The 19,698-nt window shown below is 66.8% G+C and carries 16 protein-coding genes and 1 pseudogene; 9 read left to right on the top strand and 8 right to left on the bottom strand.

Translation table 11 applies throughout. From position 1 onward, the window contains the following. Window positions 1-2: 2 nt before the first annotated feature. Window positions 3-1,625 (top strand): LCP family protein, encoded by a 1,623-nt coding sequence (locus ABD687_RS18555; RefSeq protein WP_310289048.1) that lies wholly within the window; start codon window positions 3-5, stop codon window positions 1,623-1,625. Window positions 1,626-1,666: 41 nt separating this feature from the next. Continuing rightward, the gene (gene manA / locus ABD687_RS18550) at window positions 1,667-2,923 is read left to right on the top strand and encodes a mannose-6-phosphate isomerase, class I (protein WP_310289051.1); all 1,257 of its coding nucleotides are present in this window, start codon (window positions 1,667-1,669) and stop codon (window positions 2,921-2,923) included. A 91-nt stretch (window positions 2,924-3,014) separates the two neighbouring features. On the opposite strand, the gene glpX is transcribed toward manA, so the two are convergent. After that, window positions 3,015-4,037: a class II fructose-bisphosphatase gene (glpX, locus tag ABD687_RS18545; protein WP_310289054.1), complete on the bottom strand. Its 1,023-nt coding sequence runs from the start codon at window positions 4,035-4,037 to the stop codon at window positions 3,015-3,017. Between the two features lie 173 nt (window positions 4,038-4,210). Between glpX and ABD687_RS18540 the strand changes: the two genes are divergently transcribed. The 5 genes from ABD687_RS18540 to ABD687_RS18520 all read left to right on the top strand — a co-directional run bounded on the left by ABD687_RS18540 (window position 4,211) and on the right by ABD687_RS18520 (window position 9,766). After that, window positions 4,211-4,894: a DUF4245 domain-containing protein gene (locus ABD687_RS18540; RefSeq protein ID WP_310289056.1), complete on the top strand. Its 684-nt coding sequence runs from the start codon at window positions 4,211-4,213 to the stop codon at window positions 4,892-4,894. Between the two features lie 98 nt (window positions 4,895-4,992). Beyond that, entirely contained in the window at window positions 4,993-5,631 is a 639-nt protein-coding gene (locus ABD687_RS18535) for a carbonic anhydrase (protein ID WP_302262782.1), read from the top strand. Between the two features lie 137 nt (window positions 5,632-5,768). Beyond that, complete coding sequence (locus ABD687_RS18530; RefSeq protein ID WP_310289060.1) at window positions 5,769-7,181, top strand: class II fumarate hydratase; 1,413 nt, start codon at window positions 5,769-5,771, stop codon at window positions 7,179-7,181. A 171-nt stretch (window positions 7,182-7,352) separates the two neighbouring features. After that, window positions 7,353-8,027, top strand: a complete 675-nt coding sequence (locus ABD687_RS18525; RefSeq protein ID WP_310289063.1) for a TetR/AcrR family transcriptional regulator — start codon at window positions 7,353-7,355, stop codon at window positions 8,025-8,027. Between the two features lie 56 nt (window positions 8,028-8,083). Further along, window positions 8,084-9,766: an MDR family MFS transporter gene (locus ABD687_RS18520; protein ID WP_310289066.1), complete on the top strand. Its 1,683-nt coding sequence runs from the start codon at window positions 8,084-8,086 to the stop codon at window positions 9,764-9,766. 124 nt (window positions 9,767-9,890) lie between these two features. Here the strand turns inward: ABD687_RS18520 and ABD687_RS18515 are convergent, their stop codons facing one another. Both ABD687_RS18515 and ABD687_RS18510 read right to left on the bottom strand, forming a co-directional pair. Next, entirely contained in the window at window positions 9,891-10,361 is a 471-nt protein-coding gene (locus tag ABD687_RS18515) for an NUDIX hydrolase (RefSeq protein ID WP_310289070.1), read from the bottom strand. Window positions 10,362-10,417: 56 nt separating this feature from the next. Further along, complete coding sequence (locus tag ABD687_RS18510) at window positions 10,418-10,936, bottom strand: prepilin peptidase (RefSeq protein WP_310289073.1); 519 nt, start codon at window positions 10,934-10,936, stop codon at window positions 10,418-10,420. On the opposite strand from ABD687_RS18510, the gene ABD687_RS18505 reads away from it, so the two are divergent. Next, on the top strand, window positions 10,935-11,909 hold the full coding sequence (locus ABD687_RS18505) for a hypothetical protein (protein ID WP_310289076.1): 975 nt from the start codon (window positions 10,935-10,937) through the stop codon (window positions 11,907-11,909). The genes ABD687_RS18510 and ABD687_RS18505 overlap by 2 nt on opposite strands. Window positions 11,910-11,940: 31 nt before the next feature. Here the strand turns inward: ABD687_RS18505 and phoH2 are convergent, their stop codons facing one another. Together phoH2 and ABD687_RS18495 are read right to left on the bottom strand one after the other, a co-directional pair. Next, window positions 11,941-13,308 (bottom strand): RNA 5'-3' helicase PhoH2, encoded by a 1,368-nt coding sequence (phoH2, locus tag ABD687_RS18500; RefSeq protein ID WP_372342846.1) that lies wholly within the window; start codon window positions 13,306-13,308, stop codon window positions 11,941-11,943. 183 nt (window positions 13,309-13,491) lie between these two features. Continuing rightward, window positions 13,492-14,253 carry an isoprenyl transferase gene (locus tag ABD687_RS18495; protein WP_264268262.1) on the bottom strand — a complete coding sequence of 254 codons (762 nt, stop codon included), beginning with the start codon at window positions 14,251-14,253 and terminating at the stop codon, window positions 13,492-13,494. A gap of 623 nt (window positions 14,254-14,876) precedes the next feature. Between ABD687_RS18495 and trhA the strand changes: the two are divergent. Continuing rightward, window positions 14,877-15,558, top strand: a pseudogene (gene trhA / locus ABD687_RS18490) (PAQR family membrane homeostasis protein TrhA). Here trhA and ABD687_RS18485 read toward each other — a convergent pair. The 3 genes from ABD687_RS18485 to ABD687_RS18475 all read right to left on the bottom strand — a co-directional run bounded on the left by ABD687_RS18485 (window position 15,555) and on the right by ABD687_RS18475 (window position 19,650). Continuing rightward, window positions 15,555-17,768 (bottom strand): thioredoxin domain-containing protein, encoded by a 2,214-nt coding sequence (locus ABD687_RS18485; protein ID WP_310289081.1) that lies wholly within the window; start codon window positions 17,766-17,768, stop codon window positions 15,555-15,557. The pseudogene trhA and the gene ABD687_RS18485 overlap by 4 nt on opposite strands. A 170-nt stretch (window positions 17,769-17,938) precedes the next feature. Further along, window positions 17,939-18,730: an ABC transporter permease gene (locus ABD687_RS18480; RefSeq protein WP_310289083.1), complete on the bottom strand. Its 792-nt coding sequence runs from the start codon at window positions 18,728-18,730 to the stop codon at window positions 17,939-17,941. After that, window positions 18,727-19,650, bottom strand: coding sequence for an ATP-binding cassette domain-containing protein (locus tag ABD687_RS18475; RefSeq protein ID WP_310289085.1), 924 nt, complete (start codon window positions 19,648-19,650; stop codon window positions 18,727-18,729). The genes ABD687_RS18480 and ABD687_RS18475 overlap by 4 nt, the downstream gene beginning before the upstream one ends. Window positions 19,651-19,698 lie beyond the last annotated feature (48 nt).

The raw sequence follows: 19,698 nt of genomic DNA, 5'->3' as shown, positions 1-19,698 counted from the left end.
CTATGACATCGACCCGCCGCTCGTCCCACGACCCCGACCTGCTACCGGACCCCGTCTCGGCCCCGGCACCGGTGCGTTCCAAGCGCGCACTGTTCCTGCTGCTGCTGACAACGTTCTTCCCCGGCAGCGCCCAATGGGTTTCCGGGAATCGCGCCCTTGGCGGGTTCGTCATGCGCGTCACCATCACCTGCTGGGCTTTGCTCCTGGTGGTGCTGGCGCTCGCACTGCTCAAACGCGACTGGCTGCTTGGATTCTTTGCCCAGGCCTGGGTGCAGCTGGGATCCTCGTTGCTGCTGGTGGTGCTGGCGGCCGGCTGGCTCTTGATGTTCCTGAACACGCTGGCGATCATCCGCCCCCGGTATCTGGCCCCCGGGGCCAGGATCGGGCTGACCGCCACGTTGCTGGTGGTGGCCCTGGCCATCACCGGGTCCCTGGGCTACGGCGCATTCGTGATGAACAAGGGCCGCGAGACCATCTCCAGCGTCTTTACCGCCGGACCTGCCTTCAAGCCGGTTGACGGACGCTACAACATCGCCGTGTTCGGCGCCGACTCGGCGGGCAACCGCGAGGGGGTACGCACCGATTCCATGTCGCTGCTGTCCGTCGATGCCAAGACCGGCAAGTCGTTGCTGATCTCCATCCCGCGCAATATGCAGAACGCCCAGTTCTCCAAGGACTCCCCCATGCGCAAGATCTACCCCGAGGGGTACAACTGCGGGGACGAGTGCCTGTTCAACGCGATCTATCGCGACGCCACCGACAACCACGCCGACCTGTACCCGGATGCGGCCAACCCCGGTGCGGAAGCCACCATGGACGCCATCGAGGGCAGCACGGGTCTGAAGGTCCAGTCGTACGTGATGATCGACATGGCCGGGTTCGCCGGGTTCATCAACGCCATGGGCGGGGTCAAGGTCGACTCCGGCGGCTGGGTCCCCTACAACGGCAAGAGCTGGCCCAACTCCTCGGTCAACACCCACTGGTTCGCCCCCGGCGAGCAGACGCTCACCGGGAAGCAGGCCCTCTGGTTCGCCCGCTCGCGCGACTTCACCTCCGATTACCACCGCATCGCGCGCCAGCAGTGCCTGCAACAGGCCATGATTTCCCAGTTCAGCCCCAAGACCATGCTCACGCGCTTCACCTCGATCATGGATGCCGGCGAGCAACTGGTGGAAACCGACATTCCGCAGCAGCAGCTCGGATCGTTCCTGAACCTGGCCGACAAGGCCCGCCAGACCCCGTTCAAGCGCCTGACCCTGGGTGCCCCCGACTTCGGGTCCGCGGGCGACAAATTCTCCACCTACCCGAAGTTCGACGAGATCCACTCGCGCATCGACGAACTCATCGCCGCGCAAAACGAATCCCCGGCCAAGAAGTCCGCGGAGGCAACCAAGGAATCGGCCAAGGAGAAGGAATCCTCCGCCCCGGCAAAGTCGACCAAGGATTCCGGGACCGAGCGGAATTCCGAGCCCGGCAAGATCAACACGGCACCCTCCGACGCACCCACGGCACAGCCCGACGGGTCGGAGCTGACCGAGCGCTACCTGGTCACCCTCGAGCAAATCGGCCGCACCGACCTGCTGGCAAAAATCGCAGCCAACAACAACGAATGCTCGGTGCCCTGACCCGTCCGGGCACATAAATCCCCATAGCCTGAAGGACAACGATGTATCGCCTGACAAACACCATCCGTGATTATGCCTGGGGATCCACCGGCGCCATCAGCGGGCTTCTGGGCACCGATCCCAGCGGCAAGCCGGAGGCCGAAATGTGGCTCGGCGCCCACCCCTCCGCTCCTTCGCTGGCCTCCGATGGACAGCCCGGTGGCGTGGACACCGGCCTGGACCGGCTGATAGCCGCCGACCCCCAGGGGCTGCTGGGTCCCGAGGTGGCCGGTGCATACGGCCGGCTGCCGTTCCTGATGAAGCTGCTGGCAGCGGGCAAGCCGCTGTCCATCCAGGTGCACCCCTCCGCCGAGCAGGCAGCCGCCGGTTACGCGGCGGAGAATGCCGCGGGCCTGGCCTCCGATGCTCCCCGGCGCAACTACCGCGACGGCTCGCACAAGCCGGAAATGATCTACGCGCTGACCGATTTCGCCGCCTTGAGCGGCTTCCGCTCCCCCGCGGAGACCGCCGGTCTCTTTGGCACCCTGGGCGCGGCGCTGGAAGCCGAGCCGGCGGAAACCTGCGCCAAGATCGTCTCGCTGCTCTCGAACCCCGACGAGTCCGAGGCGCTGCGCTCGAGCTGCGAATACCTGCTCGGCGGATCCCCGGAGCTTGGGCGGCTTGGTGCCGCCGCGCTGCGCGCCGTGGAAGCGAACCCTGCACTGGCCGAACACCCCTCGCTGGCGGAGCTGCCACGGATCAACGAACACTATCCGGAAGACATCGGCGTGCTGGTCTCGCTGCTGCTGAACCTGGTGGTGCTGGAACCCGGGCAGGCCATCTACCTGGGTGCCGGAAACGTGCACGCCTACCTGCGCGGGCTCGGCGTGGAGGTCATGGCCAACTCCGACAACGTGCTGCGCGGCGGATTGACCCCCAAGCACATCGACGTGCCCGAGCTGCTGCGCGTCAGCAGCTTCGAGGCCCTGGGCGTCCCGCATCTGGAAGCCACCGAGACCATGTACGGCCAACAGGTCTTCACCCCGCCCTTTGCCGAGTTCCAGCTCCAGCACATCGAGCTGGCCGCCGTGTCCGATGCCGCCGACATGGGCGGCGGGGACGTGCCGGTGGCCGCCAACGGCCCGGTCATCGTGCTCTGCATCGAGGGAGAGGTGCTCATCGACACCCCGCGCGGGGACGAGCTCCTGCGCCGCGGCGACTCGCTGTTCATCGGCGCCAACGAGGCCCCGGCCATGGCTCGGCGCAGCGCCAATGCGGCGGGGCGCGCCTTCGCCGTGACGCCGCAGCCGCTCTCCTAGGTCCTGCGGCAGCCAAGACGCAGCGAGGCCCGGCAGGAATCACTTCCTGCCGGGCCTCGCCATGTCCGCGCGGCACTGCCGCCGGTGTGGTCTAGCGCGTGTAGGCTTCCCACTTGTCGGACTGGTGCTCGCCGTCGACGATGCGGATGGTGCCCGACTTGGAGCGCATCACGATCGACTGGGTGTGGATGCGGTTGTTCTTGTACCGCACCCCGCGCAGCAGGTCGCCGTCGGTGATGCCGGTCGCGGCAAAGTAGCAGTTGTCGGAGGTGACCAGGTCGTTGGTGGTCAGCACCCGGTCCAGGTCGTGGCCGGCGTCGATGGCCCGCTGCTTCTCGTCGTCGTCCGTGGGCCACAGGCGGCCCTGGATGATGCCGCCGAGCGACTTGATGGCGCAGGCGGTGACGATGCCTTCGGGAGTTCCGCCGACGCCCATCAGCACATCCACACCGGTGTTCTCGCGGGTGGCTGCAATCGCGCCGGCAACATCGCCGTCCATGATGAACTTGGTGCGTGCGCCGGCGGCGCGGATCTCGTCGACCAGGCCCGCGTGGCGCGGGCGGTCAAGGATGCACACGGTGATCTGGTTGATCTTCTTGCCCTTGGCCTTGGCAATCAGGTGCAGGTTCTGCTTGACCGGCAGGCGCAGGTCAACCAGCTCGGCAGCCTCGGGCCCGGTGACAAGCTTTTCCATGTAGAAGACCGCGGAGGGGTCGAACATGGAGCCGCGGTCGGCAACGGCCAGAACCGAGAGCGCGTTGTTGATGCCCAGGGCGGTCAGGCGGGTGCCGTCGATCGGGTCAACTGCGACGTCGCATTCGGCGCCGGTTCCGTCGCCCACGCGTTCGCCATTGAACAGCATCGGGGCTTCGTCTTTTTCGCCTTCGCCGATGACGACAACGCCATTGAAGGACACGGTGGAGAGCAGCGAGCGCATGGCGTCGACGGCAGCGCCGTCGGCGGCGTTCTTGTCGCCGAAACCAACCCAGGGGCTGGAGGCGATGGCGGCGGCCTCGGTGGCACGCACCAGCTCAAGGGCAAGGTTGCGGTCCGGTTCAGCGTCGCCGACTGAAAGTCGTGGGGACAGGTGGGCAAAATTCGTGGCTTCAGTCACGGTCTTCCTCGTCGTTGAGATCTGTTAGTTTGCCGAGGGGCCAACAGCTCCCATCATATCTCCCGTCGCCGCTTACTCCCCGTTGGCTACGACTTGTGCGACGCATCCGGCAGCCCGCGGAGCCCGGGGCCGCCCGTTTAGATTCTGCGCGGCGGATGCGCGAGAATGGAGGGGTGAGTGAACACCCCGAAGGCCCAGCCGTACCCGTCAACACCCCTGCATCCGCCAACACCCCGGCGTCCGCGGACACGGCCGTGCCGTCGCACGGGCTTGGTTCGGCACCTGCCGATGCGCAGCAGCCCGTCAAGCCGGTGCTGACTCCCAAGCAGGCCAAGCGCGCCAACCAAACACTCAAGGGCATGATCATTTCGGTGTTGCTCACCGTGGCGGTGGCGGTCCCGGTCATCCTCATCAACCCGGCGGACAAGGCCGAGACCTTCCGCGCGCCGGTGGATGTCGCCGATGTTGCCTCGCAGGCCGCGGCGGATGCGGATTTCACGCCCTGGGCACCGAACCTTCCCGAGGGCGACTACGTGAACTTCGCGCGTTGGATCACCGGGAATGTCGACGGAATCAAGTACTGGGAATTCGGGGTCGTCACCAAGGACGACGAGTTCGTGTGGGTCAAGCAGACAGCCGGGGCCAACCCGTCATGGCTGGCAGCGGCCACCGAAAACGCCACCCCCGCCGGCACCCACACCGTAGACGGGACCGACTGGGAACTGCGCACCAAGGACAACGACCAAATACTGGTCTCGACGCGCGGGGCCTCCACCATCGTGCTGACCAGTGACAGCGGCTTGGACACCCTCGACAAGCTGGCCCGCCTGGCCCAGCACGAGATCCCCGCCAACTAGCTCCCGCCCCCACAGCATCCGGCCACGGCGCCCGGATGAGATATTCGACACAATACATTCACCGGCGTGCCCTGCCTCGGGCGTCTAAGCTAAAGAACATGAATGATTCCGACGTCTCCGTCGACCACCTTGAGCTGACTCCCGCAGAAGCCTGGCGCAAACTGCGCGAGGGCAACTCCCGCTTCGTGGCCGGCCAAACCGACCATCCCAACCAGGACGCGCTGCGCCGCCAGTTCCTGGTGGACAAGCAGCACCCCTTTGCCGTCATCTTCGGCTGCTCGGATTCGCGTCTCGCTGCAGAAATCATTTTCGACCTGGGCCTGGGCGACGTCTTCGTGGTGCGCACCGCAGGGCACGTGATCGACTCGGCGGCCCTGGGCTCCCTGGAGTACTCGGTCGCCATGCTGAACGTCCCGTTGATCGTGGTGTTGGGCCACGACTCCTGCGGCGCCGTGACGGCAACGATCGACTCGGTGGAAAGCGGAACCATGCCCCCTGGCTTCATCCGCGACCTCGTCGAGCACATCACCCCGTCGGTGATCACCGCCCGGCGCAACGGCATCCGCGACGTCAACACCACCGTCGTCGAGCACGTCCAGCAGACAAGCCACCGCCTGGTGGAACAGTCGCGCATCGTTTCCTCCGCCGTGGAGGAGGGCCGCACCGCGGTGATCGGGGTGACCTACCGCCTGGCCGAGGGCAAGGCGGAAATGGTCTCCGGCTTCGGCGTCCTTTAGCCGGCACCTCTGCGCCCGCGGCCGGACCGGTTTCCCGGGACCTGCCGCGGGCGCTTTTTATTCCCGCGTTCGCCATTGGGGTGAACTGTGCGTCCGGCCACTGCCGAACCGGGTACATGCGGCGTAGCGTGTCTGGCATGGACACTTCTGCAGACTTCCGCATTGAACACGACACCATGGGCGAGGTCCGCGTACCGGCCGCAGCCCTCTACCGGGCCCAGACCCAGCGGGCCGTGGAGAACTTCCCGATCTCCGGCAAGAAGCTCGAGGCCACGCACATCCGCGCGCTGGCCCAGGTGAAGAAGGCCGCGGCAGGCGCCAACCTGGAATTGGGCGTGCTGGATGCCGAGCGGGCGAACGCGATCATGGCAGCCGCCGACGAGGTCGCCGCCAACAAGTACGACGAACACTTTCCCATCGACGTGTTCCAGACCGGTTCGGGCACCTCGAGCAACATGAACATGAACGAGGTGCTGGCCGAGCTGGCCACCCGCGCACTGGCCGCGGCCGGCTCGGACACCGTGGTGCACCCCAACGACCACGTCAATGCCTCGCAGTCCTCCAACGACGTATTCCCCACCTCGGTGCACGTCGCCGCGACCGCCGGGCTGCTGGGCGACGTCGTCCCGGGCCTCGAGGTGCTGGCAGCATCCCTGGAGGCCAAGGCAGTCGAGTTCAAGGACGTGGTGAAGTCCGGGCGCACCCACCTGATGGACGCGACCCCGGTGACCCTGGGCCAGGAATTCGGCGGCTACGCCGCCCAGATGCGCTACGGCGTCGAGCGCATCCTGGCCTCGCTTCCGCGGGTGGCCGAGGTGCCCTTGGGCGGCACCGCGGTGGGCACCGGCATCAACACCCCCGAGGGGTTCCCCGAACGCGTCATCGAGCTGCTCGCCTCGGACACCGGCCTGCCGCTGACCGAGGCCCGCAACCACTTCGAGGCCCAAGCCAACCGCGACGGACTCATCGAGGCCTCGGCCCAGCTGCGCAACATCGCGATCTCGCTGATGAAGATCAACAACGACCTGCGCTGGATGGGATCAGGACCGAACACCGGACTGGGCGAGATCGCGATCCCCGACCTGCAGCCGGGCTCATCGATCATGCCGGGCAAGGTCAACCCGGTGATCTCCGAGGCAGCGATCATGGTCGCCGCCCAGGTGATCGGCAACGACACCGCGATCGCATGGTCAGGGACCAACGGGGCGTTCGAGTTGAACGTCGGCATTCCGGTGATGGCCTCGAACCTGCTCGAGTCAATCCGCCTGCTGGGCAACACCACCCGGGTCATGGCGACGAAGATGGTCGACGGGATCACCGCGAACGTGGAACGCGCCCGCTTCCTGGCCGAGGCCTCCCCCTCCATCGTCACCCCGTTGAACAAGCTCATCGGCTACGAGAGCGCCGCGAAGATCGCCAAGAAGGCAGTTGCCGATTCGCTCACGGTCCGCGAGGCCACGGTGGCGCTGGGCTTCGTCGAGCGTGGCGATCTCACCGAGGCCCAGCTCGATGAACTGCTCGATGTCACCACCATGACCGGCAAGCACTGACACCAACCCAACACCCCCGCAAGCAGCGGCGGCCCGTCGAGGAATGTCTATCCATTCCTCGGCGGGCCGCCGTTTGCGTGTCCGGACGGCGGAACCGAGGGGCGCTGGGGCGTTCCGTGAGCGGGCCCACTTAAGTTGCACCCAACAACCAATAGTGCAAAACTGCACTCTATGAAGAATAGTGCAATTGGGGTTGTCGGCGAGCCGGGCACCCCGCCGGGCCTCGGCGCCCGCATGCTGAAAACCCGGCTGTCCATCTCGCGGAACGCACGCGAGCTGACGGCGGAAAACGGCTTTGCGGGGTTCACCGTCGAGGAACTCTGCGCCCGCGTGGGGATCTCGCGGCGCACCTTCTTCAACTACTTCGCCACCAAGCTCGACGCCGTCTTCGGGCACGCCGAGGACGGGCTGCCAGCCGAGGCGCTCGAGCGGTTCATGAACGCCCGGCCCGTCGGCACCGTCGGCATCTCCCCCACCCTGCTGGCCGACCTGGTGGCCTTGGTGCGGGAACAGCTGCGCATCGACGACGCCGAGATCCGCGGTGTCCACGGCTTCTTCACGATCCTGCACCGCGAGCCGGAACTGCTGGCCCGCATGATGAAGGTCGGCCCGGAACGCCAGGCCGAATTCACCGCCATGGTGGCCAGGCGCGAAGGAGTCGAAGCCGACCACAGCGGCATCGGCATGCTGGCGCACGCCCTGCAGTTCGCCACCCACCGTGCCATCGAACGCTACCTGGCTTCACCAGACGGGCCATCGCTGGAGGAAGAATTCCTCTCCGTCATGCACCAGACCCGGGAATTGTTCGGCCAGCCCCTGCTGCACGGGGATCCCCCCGCCACCTGACCCGACGGTCCGACGCACCACCCGTCATTTCCATCACACGCAAGGAACACCACCGCATGTCCACCACCACCGCGCCCCGCACACCCCCGGGCCCGGCGCCGTTGCTGCTGACGCAACGGCGCATCTGGATCATCTTCTCCGCGCTGATCGCCGGCATGATGCTCTCCTCCCTGGACCAGACCATCGTCTCCACCGCCATGCCCACCATTGTGGGCCAGCTCGGCGGAGTCGAACACCAGGCCTGGATCACCACCGCCTACCTCCTGGCCACCACCATCGTGATGCCGATCTACGGCAAGTTCGGCGACGTGCTGGGCAGGCGCAACCTCTTCCTGATCGCCATCGCGCTGTTCACCTTGGCCTCCGTGGGAGCCGCGTTCGCCGGCACCTTCTGGATGTTCGTGTTCTTCCGCGCCATGCAGGGCCTGGGCGGCGGCGGGCTGATGATCCTCTCGCAGGCCATCATCGCCGACATTGTCCCGGCCTCCGAGCGCGGGAAGTACATGGGCCCACTGGGCGCCATCTTTGGACTCTCCGCGGTCGCCGGACCATTGTTGGGCGGCTTCTTCGTCGACCACATGACCTGGCAGTGGGCGTTCTACATCAACATCCCCATCGGCATCGGCGCCTTCCTGATCGCCTGGTTCGCGCTGAAGCTGCCGAGCAAGAAGGCCACCAAGAAAATCGACATCCTCGGCGTGCTGCTGCTCTCGATCGCCACCACCTGCCTGATCTTCTTCACCGACTTCGGCGGCTCGAAAAACCATGGCTGGGGCGCCATGGAAACCTGGGGTTGGGGCGTGGGCATGCTGGCCGCCATCGTGCTCTTCGTCATCGTCGAAGCACGTGCCGAGGACCCGATCATCCCGCTGTCGCTGTTCAGGAACCCGGTCTTCGTCAACGCCACGGCCATCGGCTTCACCCTGGGCCTGGGCATGTTCGCAGCCATCGCATTCGTTCCCACCTTCCTGCAGATGTCCTCGGGCACCTCCGCGGCCGTCTCCGGGCTGCTGATGGTCCCGATGATGGTCGGCATGATGGGCACCAGCATCTACTCGGGCATCGCGATCACCAAGACCGGCAAGTACAAGGGCTACCCGATCGCCGGCGCCCTGGTCACCGCCGGGGCCATGCTTGCCTTCACCACGCTCTCGGCAGCCACCCCGCTGTGGCTGGTCTGCGTGTACCTCTTCGTGTTCGGTGCCGGCCTGGGACTGATCATGCAGGTCGTCGTGCTGGTGGTGCAGAACGCCGTGGATCCCGCCATGGTCGGCACCGCGACCTCCACGAACAACTACTTCCGTGAGGTCGGTGCGTCGCTGGGCGTGGCGATCTTCGGGGCCATGTTCACCAACCGGCTCTCCGAGAAGCTGACCGAGGTCTTCACCGGCGCCGGCGCGAGCGCCGAGGATGCCGGCAACGCCACCGCGACGCTGGATCCGCAGACCATGGCGCAGCTGCCCGAGGCCGTCCGGGACGGCATCGTCACCGCCTACGCCGATTCGCTGGCACCGGTGTTCTGGTACCTGATCCCGTTCATCCTCATCGCCTTCGTACTGGCGCTCTTCCTCAAGCAGGTCAAGCTCTCGGACACTGCCGGGATGGTGGCACGCGGCGAGGCCATCGGCGGCGAGGAGGCCCAGGCGCTGGAAGATGCGGAACGCCATGGCACCAAGGTTTCCGCGGCAGTCTCCCGCGCTCGTCCTGACAACGACCGGTCGCCGGAGACCGACCGCTAGGTCCGTGCCTCCCTCCCCCGGCGCCGGTGCCCCGCACGACCCCCCCAACCGCTCCCCTGACCGGGAATGGCTGCAGGTCTGGCGGGGCACTTTCGTCTGCGACCAGGAACCTCGCCGGGTCCGGTCAACCGGTGATGAAGTGGCCGGCTTCCCTGGGCTCGAGGGTCCAGTCGATGGCACGTTGGTGCTTGGGCGGCAGTGCCGGCAGCTGGCCCAGTACGAACCATCCGACCTCGAGGTTCTCGTCGTCGTTGACCTTTGCCTCCCCGCCCAGATACTCGCCGGCCAGGATGATGTCCAGGTATCGGGCGCGGTCCCCGTTGGGATACACCGCCTCGTCGGTGGTTGCCACCCCGACCAGCCGGGTGACGGCGCAGTGCACCGCGGTCTCCTCAAACACCTCGCGCACCGCCGCGATGGCGGGCTCCTCGCCCGGCTCCAGGATGCCGGCCGGAAGCGTCCAGCGCCCGTTGTCGGCCCGGCGGACCAACAGCACGCGGCCCTCGTGGATCACCACGGCCTTGACGCCGGGCAGCCACAGCGGGTCATTGCCGATCTTCCGGCGCATTTGGACGATGAATTCTGGTGTGGGCATGGCGGTGTTCCGGTGTCTTTCGTGTCGAGTGGATTCCGGGCGTGGTCTTGGCTTGGCTAACCGGCCACAGCCAGGGCAAGGGCCCCGCCCGCCAGCATGAAGGGACCGAAGGCAACGGAGGACCGCAGCGTGACCTTGCGCGCCAAAAGCAACACCACCGACCACAGGGCCCCGATGATGAAGGCAAAGGCGGTGGCCCACAACAGGTGGGTGTAGGAGAGGAAACCGAGGTAAAGTCCCAGCACGGCGGCGAGCTTCACGTCCCCCAGCCCCATGCCCGCGGGCGCAATCAGGTGCAGCACCAGGTAACCGGCGAACAGGATCACCGCTCCCAGCACCATGCGCAACAGGATCATGGGTTCTCCGGCCAACAATGCGGCAGCGCCCAGCAGCGCCAGGGCGGCGATGAACCACGGGCCCAGGATGCGGTTGGGCAGCAGGTGCGACTTGAAGTCGATGATGGTCAGGCGCACGGCGTTGAACAGGTACAGCGCCAGGGCCAGCGTTGCCAGGATTCCCGCCACCGTGGCCAGGACCGGGTCGGCGGCAAACCACTGCAGGATGAGTTGCGGCATGGGCCAAACCTTACGCGGTGCCCGCCGCCGCCGTCCGCGGCGGCACGCCACCGGCGGGACAATCCCCCGCAATGTGACTCCTCGCTACACTGAAGGCATGGACCAGCACCGTGGCGCTGACGTATTCCCCGACCCCGACAGGGCGCCGGGCAAGGAGCTCATGGGCCATTTTCGTCGGCTCGCCCGGTCCTCCCCCTGGCTGTGGAACACCCTCCAGATCCGGATCGGCGTCACCGACAAGGAACGGCAGGCGTTGGCCTTTGCCGCCCCGAGCCTGCCCACGCACCTCACGGTGCTGATCAGGCGCCCCGACGCCATCCGTGTCGAGGACGAGGACGGTGCGGTGCTCTTCCGCACCGAGCACATCTACGATTCGCGCGATGCCGGCTTCGTGGCGGCCACCCGCAAAAGCTGGTTGCTGCCGCCCCAACTATTGGCCCCGGTGTACGGGGACGACGGCCTGGTCTCCCGGCGGCCGGAGGCCGCCTATGGCAACGCATTGATGCCCGTGGGCCTGTGGAGTGCGTTCCTGGATCCGGTCGAGATCGCCGGCTTCGCACCGGCTCCTGCCGACATGGCCTTCCCCCATCCCAGCACCATCCACTCGCTGCGGGTGTTCACGGACGAATCGGGCCGCGAATGCATTGAGGCAGAACTCTCCCGCGGCCATTCCTACGCCCCGGTCATCAACGATGCGCCGCTGCTGGGCACCGGCCTCACGCTGATCCGCCTCGACCGGGCCACCGGCGTCTGCGTGCTGCGCCGGGTGCTCGACGGTCCTGACGCCGGGCTCGAACACCGGGCGGTCATCACCGCCGTGGACGAATACATGATCGACGGGCTTTTCACCCAGCCACTGGCCTCGCTCAGCGACGTGCGGCATGCACCGGTGTGGCCGATCCCGGGGCTGGCCGACACCCCCGGGCCGCAGACTCCGGGCAGCGCACGGCACCGGGGCGGGCCGGCGGCCTAGGACCGCGGGCGCGCCCCGGAGTTGCACCCGGCTAGTGGATGCGGTCTTCAAGCAGCTCGGTGACCAGCGCGGCGATCTCGGAGCGCTCGGAGCGGGTCAGGGTCACGTGCCCGAAGAGGTGGTGGCCCTTGAGCTGCTCGACCACCGCCGCGACGCCGTCGTGCCGCCCCACCCGCAGGTTGTCGCGTTGGGCCACGTCGTGGGTGAGGATCACCTTGGAGTTCTGCCCGATGCGCGAGAGCACCGTGAGCAGCACGTTGCGCTCAAGCGATTGCGCCTCGTCGACGATCACGAACGCGTCGTGCAGCGAGCGCCCGCGGATGTGGGTCAGCGGCAGCACCTCGAGCATGCCCCGGCTCATGACCTCGTCGATGGCGTTCTTGGAGACCACCGAGCCCAGGGTGTCGAACACGGCCTGCGCCCAGGGGTTCATCTTCTCCGCCTCGGCGCCGGGGAGGTAGCCCAGCTCCTGGCCGCCGACCGCGTAGAGCGGGCGGAAGACCATGATCTTGCGGTGCTCACGGCGTTCCATGACCGCTTCGAGCCCTGCACACAGTGCGAGCGCCGATTTGCCGGTGCCGGCGCGGCCGCCGAGCGAGACGATGCCGACTTCCTTGTCGAGCAGCAGGTCCAGGGCCAGGCGCTGTTCGGCGGAGCGGCCGCGCAGCCCGAAGGCCTCGCGGTCTCCGCGCACCAGGCGCACCAGGTGGTTGCGGTCCACCCTGCCCAGGGCCGAGCCGCGCGGGGAGTGCAGGATCAGCCCGGTGTTCACCGGCTGATCGGCTGCTTCCTCAAGCTCAAGGGATTCATCTGAGTAGAGCGCGGACATGTCCTCCTGGCTCACGTCCATCTCGTGCACGCCGGTCCAGCCGGAGTCGGCAATGAGCTCGTTGCGGTATTCCTCCGCCGTCAGGCCCATGGCCGAGGCCTTGATGCGCATGGGAGTGTCCTTGGACACCAGCGTGACATCCAGGCCCCCGTCGAGCATGGCCTTGGCGACGGAGAGGATGCGGGTGTCGTTGTCCGCGTTGCGGAACCCCACCGGCAAGACGTTGGACGCAATGTGGTTCAGTTCCACGCGCAGGGTGCCACCCTGCTTGCCGACCTCCATGTCATTGGCCAGCCCGCCGTTCTTGCGGCCCAGCTCCTCAAGGGTCCGCAGTGCCTCGCGGGCAAAATAGCCCAGCGTGGGGTCGTTGCGCTTGTGCTCGAGTTCGGTGATCACTGTCAACGGCAGGACCACATGGTGTTCGGCAAAGCGCAACATGGCGTGGGGGTCTGCGATCAACACCGAGGTGTCCAGGACGAATGTCCGGGTACCTGCCGCCGATGCCGCCTGGGTGGCAGTCTCTGCCGAGACGGCGGGGGCGGTTGATGGGATTTCCTGTTTCGCTACCACTGTGGCTCCTCGCGGGGAGTGCTGCCCCGTTCAGCGGGCAATGACGGCTTCATCACCCGTTACGCTCAACATACGCCGAATGCTTCGGCCATACCTACGGTTTGGACAGTGCCGCGGTGAAGAGAAGATGAAGATTTGGCATCGCCCGGATGTCAGCGTGGGACGCGCCCCGGAAACCACGGATCAGGAGCCGAAGCGGCGTTGCCTGTCGGCGAAGTCGCGCAGGGCGCGCAGGAAGTCCACGCGCCTGAAATCGGGCCACAGCGCCTCGCAGAAGTAGAACTCGCTGTAGGCACTCTGCCACGTCAGGAACCCTGAAAGGCGCTGTTCGCCCGAGGTGCGAATGACCAGGTCGGGGTCCGGCTGGCCCTTGGTGTAGAGGTGGGTGGCCAACTGGTCGGGATCCAGGTCCGCGGCGATCTGCGCGGCGTCCAGCCCGTTGGCATGTCCTTGGAGCAGCAGCGCCTTGACGGCATCGACGATCTCCTGCCGGCCGCCGTAGCCGACGGCGACGTTGACGTGGATCCCGGTGACACCGGCGGTTGAGGCTTCCAGCTCGCGCAGTTTGTTGGCCAGGTAGTCCGGCAACAGGTCCAGCGCGCCCACCGGCTTTACGCGAACGGTCTTGGTCTCGCCCAACCGGTCCAGGGTGTTGGCAATGATCCCCATCAGGGCATCGAGTTCATCGCTGGAGCGGCTCATGTTGTCCGTGGAAAGCATGTAGAGCGTGACCAGGTTGATGTCCAGCTCCTGGCACCAGCCCAGGAATTCCAGGATCTTGTCCGCGCCGGCCTGGTGCCCGCTGGCCGTGGTTTGCCCTGACAGCTTGGCCCAGCGCCGGTTCCCGTCCACGAGCACGCCAATATGTGCCGGCAGTTTTTCCGGGGTCAACATACCCCGCAACTGCCGCTCATAGAGCCGGTAGACGAATCCCGGAAGTTCCACGGCGATACTCCTGCATAAAAATAGGGGGCCAACATGCGACCGCCCTCGGGTCGCGTGCATGGCTTAACGCTACCGGGTTCCGCCCCCGGTGGTGCGCCAAGACGCGGGCATGGCACGGTGCAATACCGCATACAACGGCCCGGTCCCCGGTGATCCCTGCGTTTTCCTCGGCACTCCGGCCACCGCTGCCACCTTGGCCTCGATCCATCGATGGTGATCACGGCAGGCGCCGGGGGGGGATTGAACCGGGAATGCCCGTCTTGTCAGCAAGATGGGGCTTGCCACAGGGGCTATTCGCCTCTGCCACGAGGGGTACGACGCCCCGGCGAGCGCTGCCTCCGCAGGGGCGTCTGGTGAGGATGCTGGTTAGTTCTCCTGCATTTTTACCGTAGTCGCGGTTCCGAATGCGTTGACCTGTAAGCCGATGGTGTCACCGGCATGCGCGAACCCTTTATTGTCGTCAGTTGATGCCAGAATCGCGGAACCAGCCGACGCAGCATCCCGCTGTGAAGTCCACGTGTACGACCTATTCGCTTCGGTCGGAGCCTCGAAGGTCCCCGCCCATTAGATAGACGCCGTATCGCCGCCGCCAAAGCTACCGCGCGGTAGTTTAGGCTGGGGTCATGAGCCAAGCATCCGGGACCCCGTCACATCCCATGGTTCCAGCGCACCCGGCCAAGCCGTTGCTGCGCGGCTGGATCCATGCAGTCACCGCACCACTGGCCCTGGTCGCCGGTATCGTGCTGATCGTTCTGGCCCCTGCGGGCGCCGGCAAGATCGCCAGTGCCGTGTTCGCGTTCACCGGGGTTCTGCTCTTCACGGTTTCGGCTTTCTACCATCGCGGAAATTGGTCGCCGACCACCACTCGCGTGCTCAAGCGGATCGACCACACCAACATCATGCTGCTGATCGCCGGCTCCTACACGCCGCTGGCCTGGGCCCTGCTTCCGGCCAGGTCGGCCACCATTCTGTTGGTCTCGATCTGGATCGGGGCCCTTGCAGGGGTCGGCTTCCGGGTGTTCTACACCGACGCACCGCGTTGGCTTTACACCCCCGTCTACGTATTGCTCGGCCTGGCGTCCCTGCTGTTCATCGGGGAATTCTTCACCGCCAGCCCGGCCGCGACAATCCTCTATATGCGCCGGCGGTGCCTTTTACATTGCCGGTGCGGTGTTCTACGCGTTGAAGGCCCCGAACCCCATTCCGGAAATCCTGGGATTCCACGAGCTGTTCCATGCCTTCACGCTGATCGGTTACTCCTGCCACTTCGCAGCCATTGCCATCGCGGTGCTCGGCGCCACCTAGTTCACCGGTCCGCTCACCGAAAGTCCCGGTGCGATGAGCGCGGCCAGCGCCGGCAGGTTGCCGACCGGTGCGTGGCAAACCCCTCCGCGGCACACATAGAGCCGCAATTGCCCCTCGGGTCCCGCCGGGTAGACAGTGTCCCTGGTGCCCGCGTCGCCGGTCGGGCCCAGTTGGGCCACTGCCGCCAATACGCCGAGGCGCACCGCTTCCCGGCGCTCGGGCTCGGTTCCTCCCGCCACGACCAGCTCCGTCGTGGAACCGTGGACGAATCGGGCAACCACTCCCAAGGCGCTCCCGGTGCCATGGGGTGCGCGCTCGGCAAGCGCCGGGACGAATCCCAGCAACATGCGCACCAACCCGAGGTCTTCTTCGCTGCTTTCGAACGCCGCCTCGGGGGCGTCCGCTCCCATGTCCAGCTGCCTGCGCCCGGCCCGGTTCAGCAGCGCGGCGGCCAGCAGCGAGGTCGCCGAGGGCACCGCGTCATCCAGTGCCTCGGCGCTGCCCATTCCCCCGCGCATGGCCTGGACTCGGGGGTCGTTCGCTGCGCTGTCCAGTGGCAATCCGCCGTCAAGGAAAAGTTCCAGGGCCGCGCTGAGCACTTCGTCGGCTCTGGCGAACCAGACCTGGTCCCCCGAGGCGGTACCCAGCTGCTGGAATCCCAGTGCCACGCCCGCATAGTCCTCAAGCACCGCGGAGATGGATGTGCTGGCCCGGCCCTGGTGGCTGATGCGGTGGAGCATTGCCCCGGCGCCACCGCTCGCCGTCACCCAATGCACCCGGTACAGGTACTCGGCCGTCTTCGTGGCGAGGTCAAGCATGCGCGGTTCGCGCAACAGCACCGCTGCCTCGGCCAGCGAGGCAATGGCCAGGCCGTTCCACCCGGCGACGACCTTCTCGTCGCGGCCCGGCTGCACCCGCGTCGCACGCTCGGCGGCCAGTTTCCCCAGGGCATCTGCGAGCCCCGGCCATTCGACGAGCGTCGGGGTGCGGGACAGCGCAACGGTCATCGGCACGTCCCGCGGAAGGAGATCACCTTGCCCGGCGCCCTCGCCCGGCAGCGATGCGCCTGCCCACAAGTGCAGGAAAACATTGCCGGAGGCCGGAAGCCCTTCCGTTCCCTGTTCCCCCAGGACCCTAGCGACCTCGCCCCGGCTAAAGGTGTAGGTGGCGCCCTCGTGGTGGGATCCGTCCGGCATGACGGTGTCGGCGTCAAGGGATGAGGCGAATCCCCCGCCGGGAAGCTGCATGTCTTCCTCCAGCCACTTGTGGATGCCGCGGGCGGATACGCGACAGAGTTCGGAGATGTCCGCATCGGGCAACTGCACCGCCGCGCGGGCGAACAGGCCGAGCAGCTGTGCGTTGTCGTAGAGCATCTTTTCAAAGTGCGGGATCTTCCATCCAGGATCCACGCAATAACGCGCAAAGCCGCCGCCCACGTGGTCTGCCAGTGCACTGCAGGCCATGATCCGCAGCGTCTCCGATGCCAGCGCCGCGGCCTGCGACGCCTCGGACCCCGAGCCCAGTGAAGCCCGCAGAAGGAAGTCCAACACGGAACTCGGCGGGAACTTGGGTGCCGGTGAAAAGCCTCCGGTGGGATCCTCCATGGCCGCCAACTTTCGCACGGCGGTGCCGATCACCTCGGCCAGCTCCGGTTCATTGCCGGCAGTGGGCAACGGCAGGGACCGGGAGAACATCTTGGCCTGTCCGCCGGCGACCGAACCCAGGTGGTCGGCGAGCGTCGCTGCCTGCAGTTCCAAGGCGTCTCGGCGGTTGTCCCAGGCGTCGGTGACGGCTTCGAGCACTTGCATGAAGGCGGGCATGCCCGGCCGGGGCACCGGGGGGAAATAGGTCCCGGCATGGATGGCGCGGCCGTCGGGGAGCGTGAATACGCTCATGGGCCAGCCACCGGCACCGGTGAGTGTTTGGGTTGCGGCCATGTACGCACTGTCGACGGCAGGATGTTCCTCGCGGTCGACCTTGATCGGCACGAAGTGTTCGTTGAGGTAGGCGGCGATCCCGGGGTCGTCGAAGGATTCGCGGGCCATCACATGGCACCAGTGGCAGGCGGCGTATCCGATGGACAGGAAGACCGGGACGTCGCGGGACGCGGCCTCGGCGAATGCCTCGTCCCCGTAGGGCCACCAGTCCACCTGCTGGTGGGCATGCTGCCTGAGGTAGGCGGAGGCGCTCGAGGCGATTCGTTGTCCCATGTTTCCAGTCTCCCCCACGAGCGTCCTTCATGGCAGAGCCCGGGGCATCGAGCGCAGGCCAATCCCGACGACCGTCGTGTCTGGAGGTTCCAAGCCGGAAACATGTGGAACGTAGACATCGAGCTGATTGCCCAGTGGTTCGCTTCGTGGGACTCCTGCAGCAGCCGACTTCAGCTGTCCCGGCCCCGCAATGCCGCATACCCGGCACCGAGGAACACCGTCGTCCAGGCTGCCAGAACGGCAACCGCGGTGACCGGGCCGTAGGGTTGTTCCGCTGCGGTGCCCAACACCGCAGCGGCATTGATCGGCAGATAGGAGGCGGCTTCCTGCACCGCCTCCGCGGCGAACAGCGGCAGGATCTGCGGCAGCCCGAAGAGCAGCACGAACGCCGCGGTCACGGCCCCGGCGCTGCTACGCAGCATCGATCCGAGGCCCACCATCATCATGGCCAGCAGCCCCAGGTAGGTGCCGGCGCCGAGCATGGCCGTGGCCAGCTGGCCGGGCGTGAACTCTCCGTAGGATCCCGCGGCCGGTGCCGCCACCAGAGTGCCGACCCCCACCAGGGCGGCCCCGGAAACGAATCCGACCGCACCCAGCACCGCGGCCTTGGACCCCAGGAAGCTCAAGCGCACCGGGACCGCCTGCAGGGAGGTGGTGATGGTGCCGGAACCGTACTCGGAGGTGACGGACAGCGCCGCAAGAACGGCGATGAACAACTGGGACAGCTGCAATGACACGAAGGCGACGAAAGGTGCCGGCATCGTCGTGTCATAGCCGTTCTCCCCGCTGGCCTGCGCCGAGGCGCCCAGCAGCCAGGCCAGGCCGAGCTGCCCGAGCAGCGCCAGTGACAGGATGATCCAGGTGGAGCGCTGGGAGGCCAGCTTGGTGGCCTCAAAGGCCGCGGCCCGGCGGGCACGGCCGCGGCGGATGGCGGCGGGCGGGGTTCCCTGGATGGCGCTCATGATGCTGTCCTTTCATTTTCGGATGGCACATATTCGAGGCTGGAGGAAGTCAATTCGGCGTAGGCCTGTTCCAGCGAGGCCTTGCGCAGGCTCAGTTCGTTGATCCTCAGCCCCAGCCCGTGGGCAATTCCCCCGACATCCTCCAGCGAGGCGCCGGTGACCCGCAGCGTCCCGGAATCCGTCAAGGTGACAGGGCACCCGGCCCAGGACAGCGCCTCGGCGAGCAGCGCGGCATCGGGGGTGGCGACGGTGATGGAGTTCAGCGCGCTTTCGGCGATGACGTTGTCGATGGAATCATCCGCGATTAACCTGCCCCGCCCGATGACCACCAGGTGGTCGGCCGTGGACTGCATCTCGCTCATCAGGTGGCTGGAGACGAACACCGTCGCCCCGGCGGCCGCCTTGGCACGCATGAGCTCTCGGATCCACACCACCCCGTCGGCGTCCAGGCCGTTGACCGGCTCGTCGAAGATGAGCACCTGCGGATCGCCCAGCAGCGCACCGGCAATGCCCAGACGTTGGCGCATGCCCAGCGAAAAGGTGCCGATGCGTTGGTGCCCCGCCTCGACGAGCCCGACCTCCTCCAGCACCGTCCCCACCCGGCTGGCGGGGATGGAGTTGCTGCGGGCCAGGCCCAGCAGGTGGGATGCGGCACGCTGCCCCGGATGCCCGATGCGCGAGTCGACCACGGCCCCCACGGTGCGCAGCGGGGTGTGCAGGGCCGCATAGGGTTTCCCATTGATCAGCGCTGCCCCGGAGTCGGGGGTGTCGAGCCCGAGCAGCATGCGCATGGTGGTGGTCTTCCCTGCCCCGTTGGGACCCAGGAAGCCGGTGACTTTCCCCGCTTCGATGGCCACCGAGAGCCCGTCCACCGCCCGCTTGCGTCCAAAGTCCTTGGTGAGATCCTCAAGCACGATCATGGTCCTGCTCCTTGCCCGGTTGGTGTTGCTTCCTTGCCTTCAACGCTA

It is taken from the genome of Paeniglutamicibacter sulfureus (assembly GCF_039535115.1).
In the GTDB taxonomy this organism is placed as follows: Bacteria; Actinomycetota; Actinomycetes; order Actinomycetales; family Micrococcaceae; genus Paeniglutamicibacter; species Paeniglutamicibacter sulfureus.
This window is presented reverse-complemented; position numbering and strand designations above follow the sequence as displayed.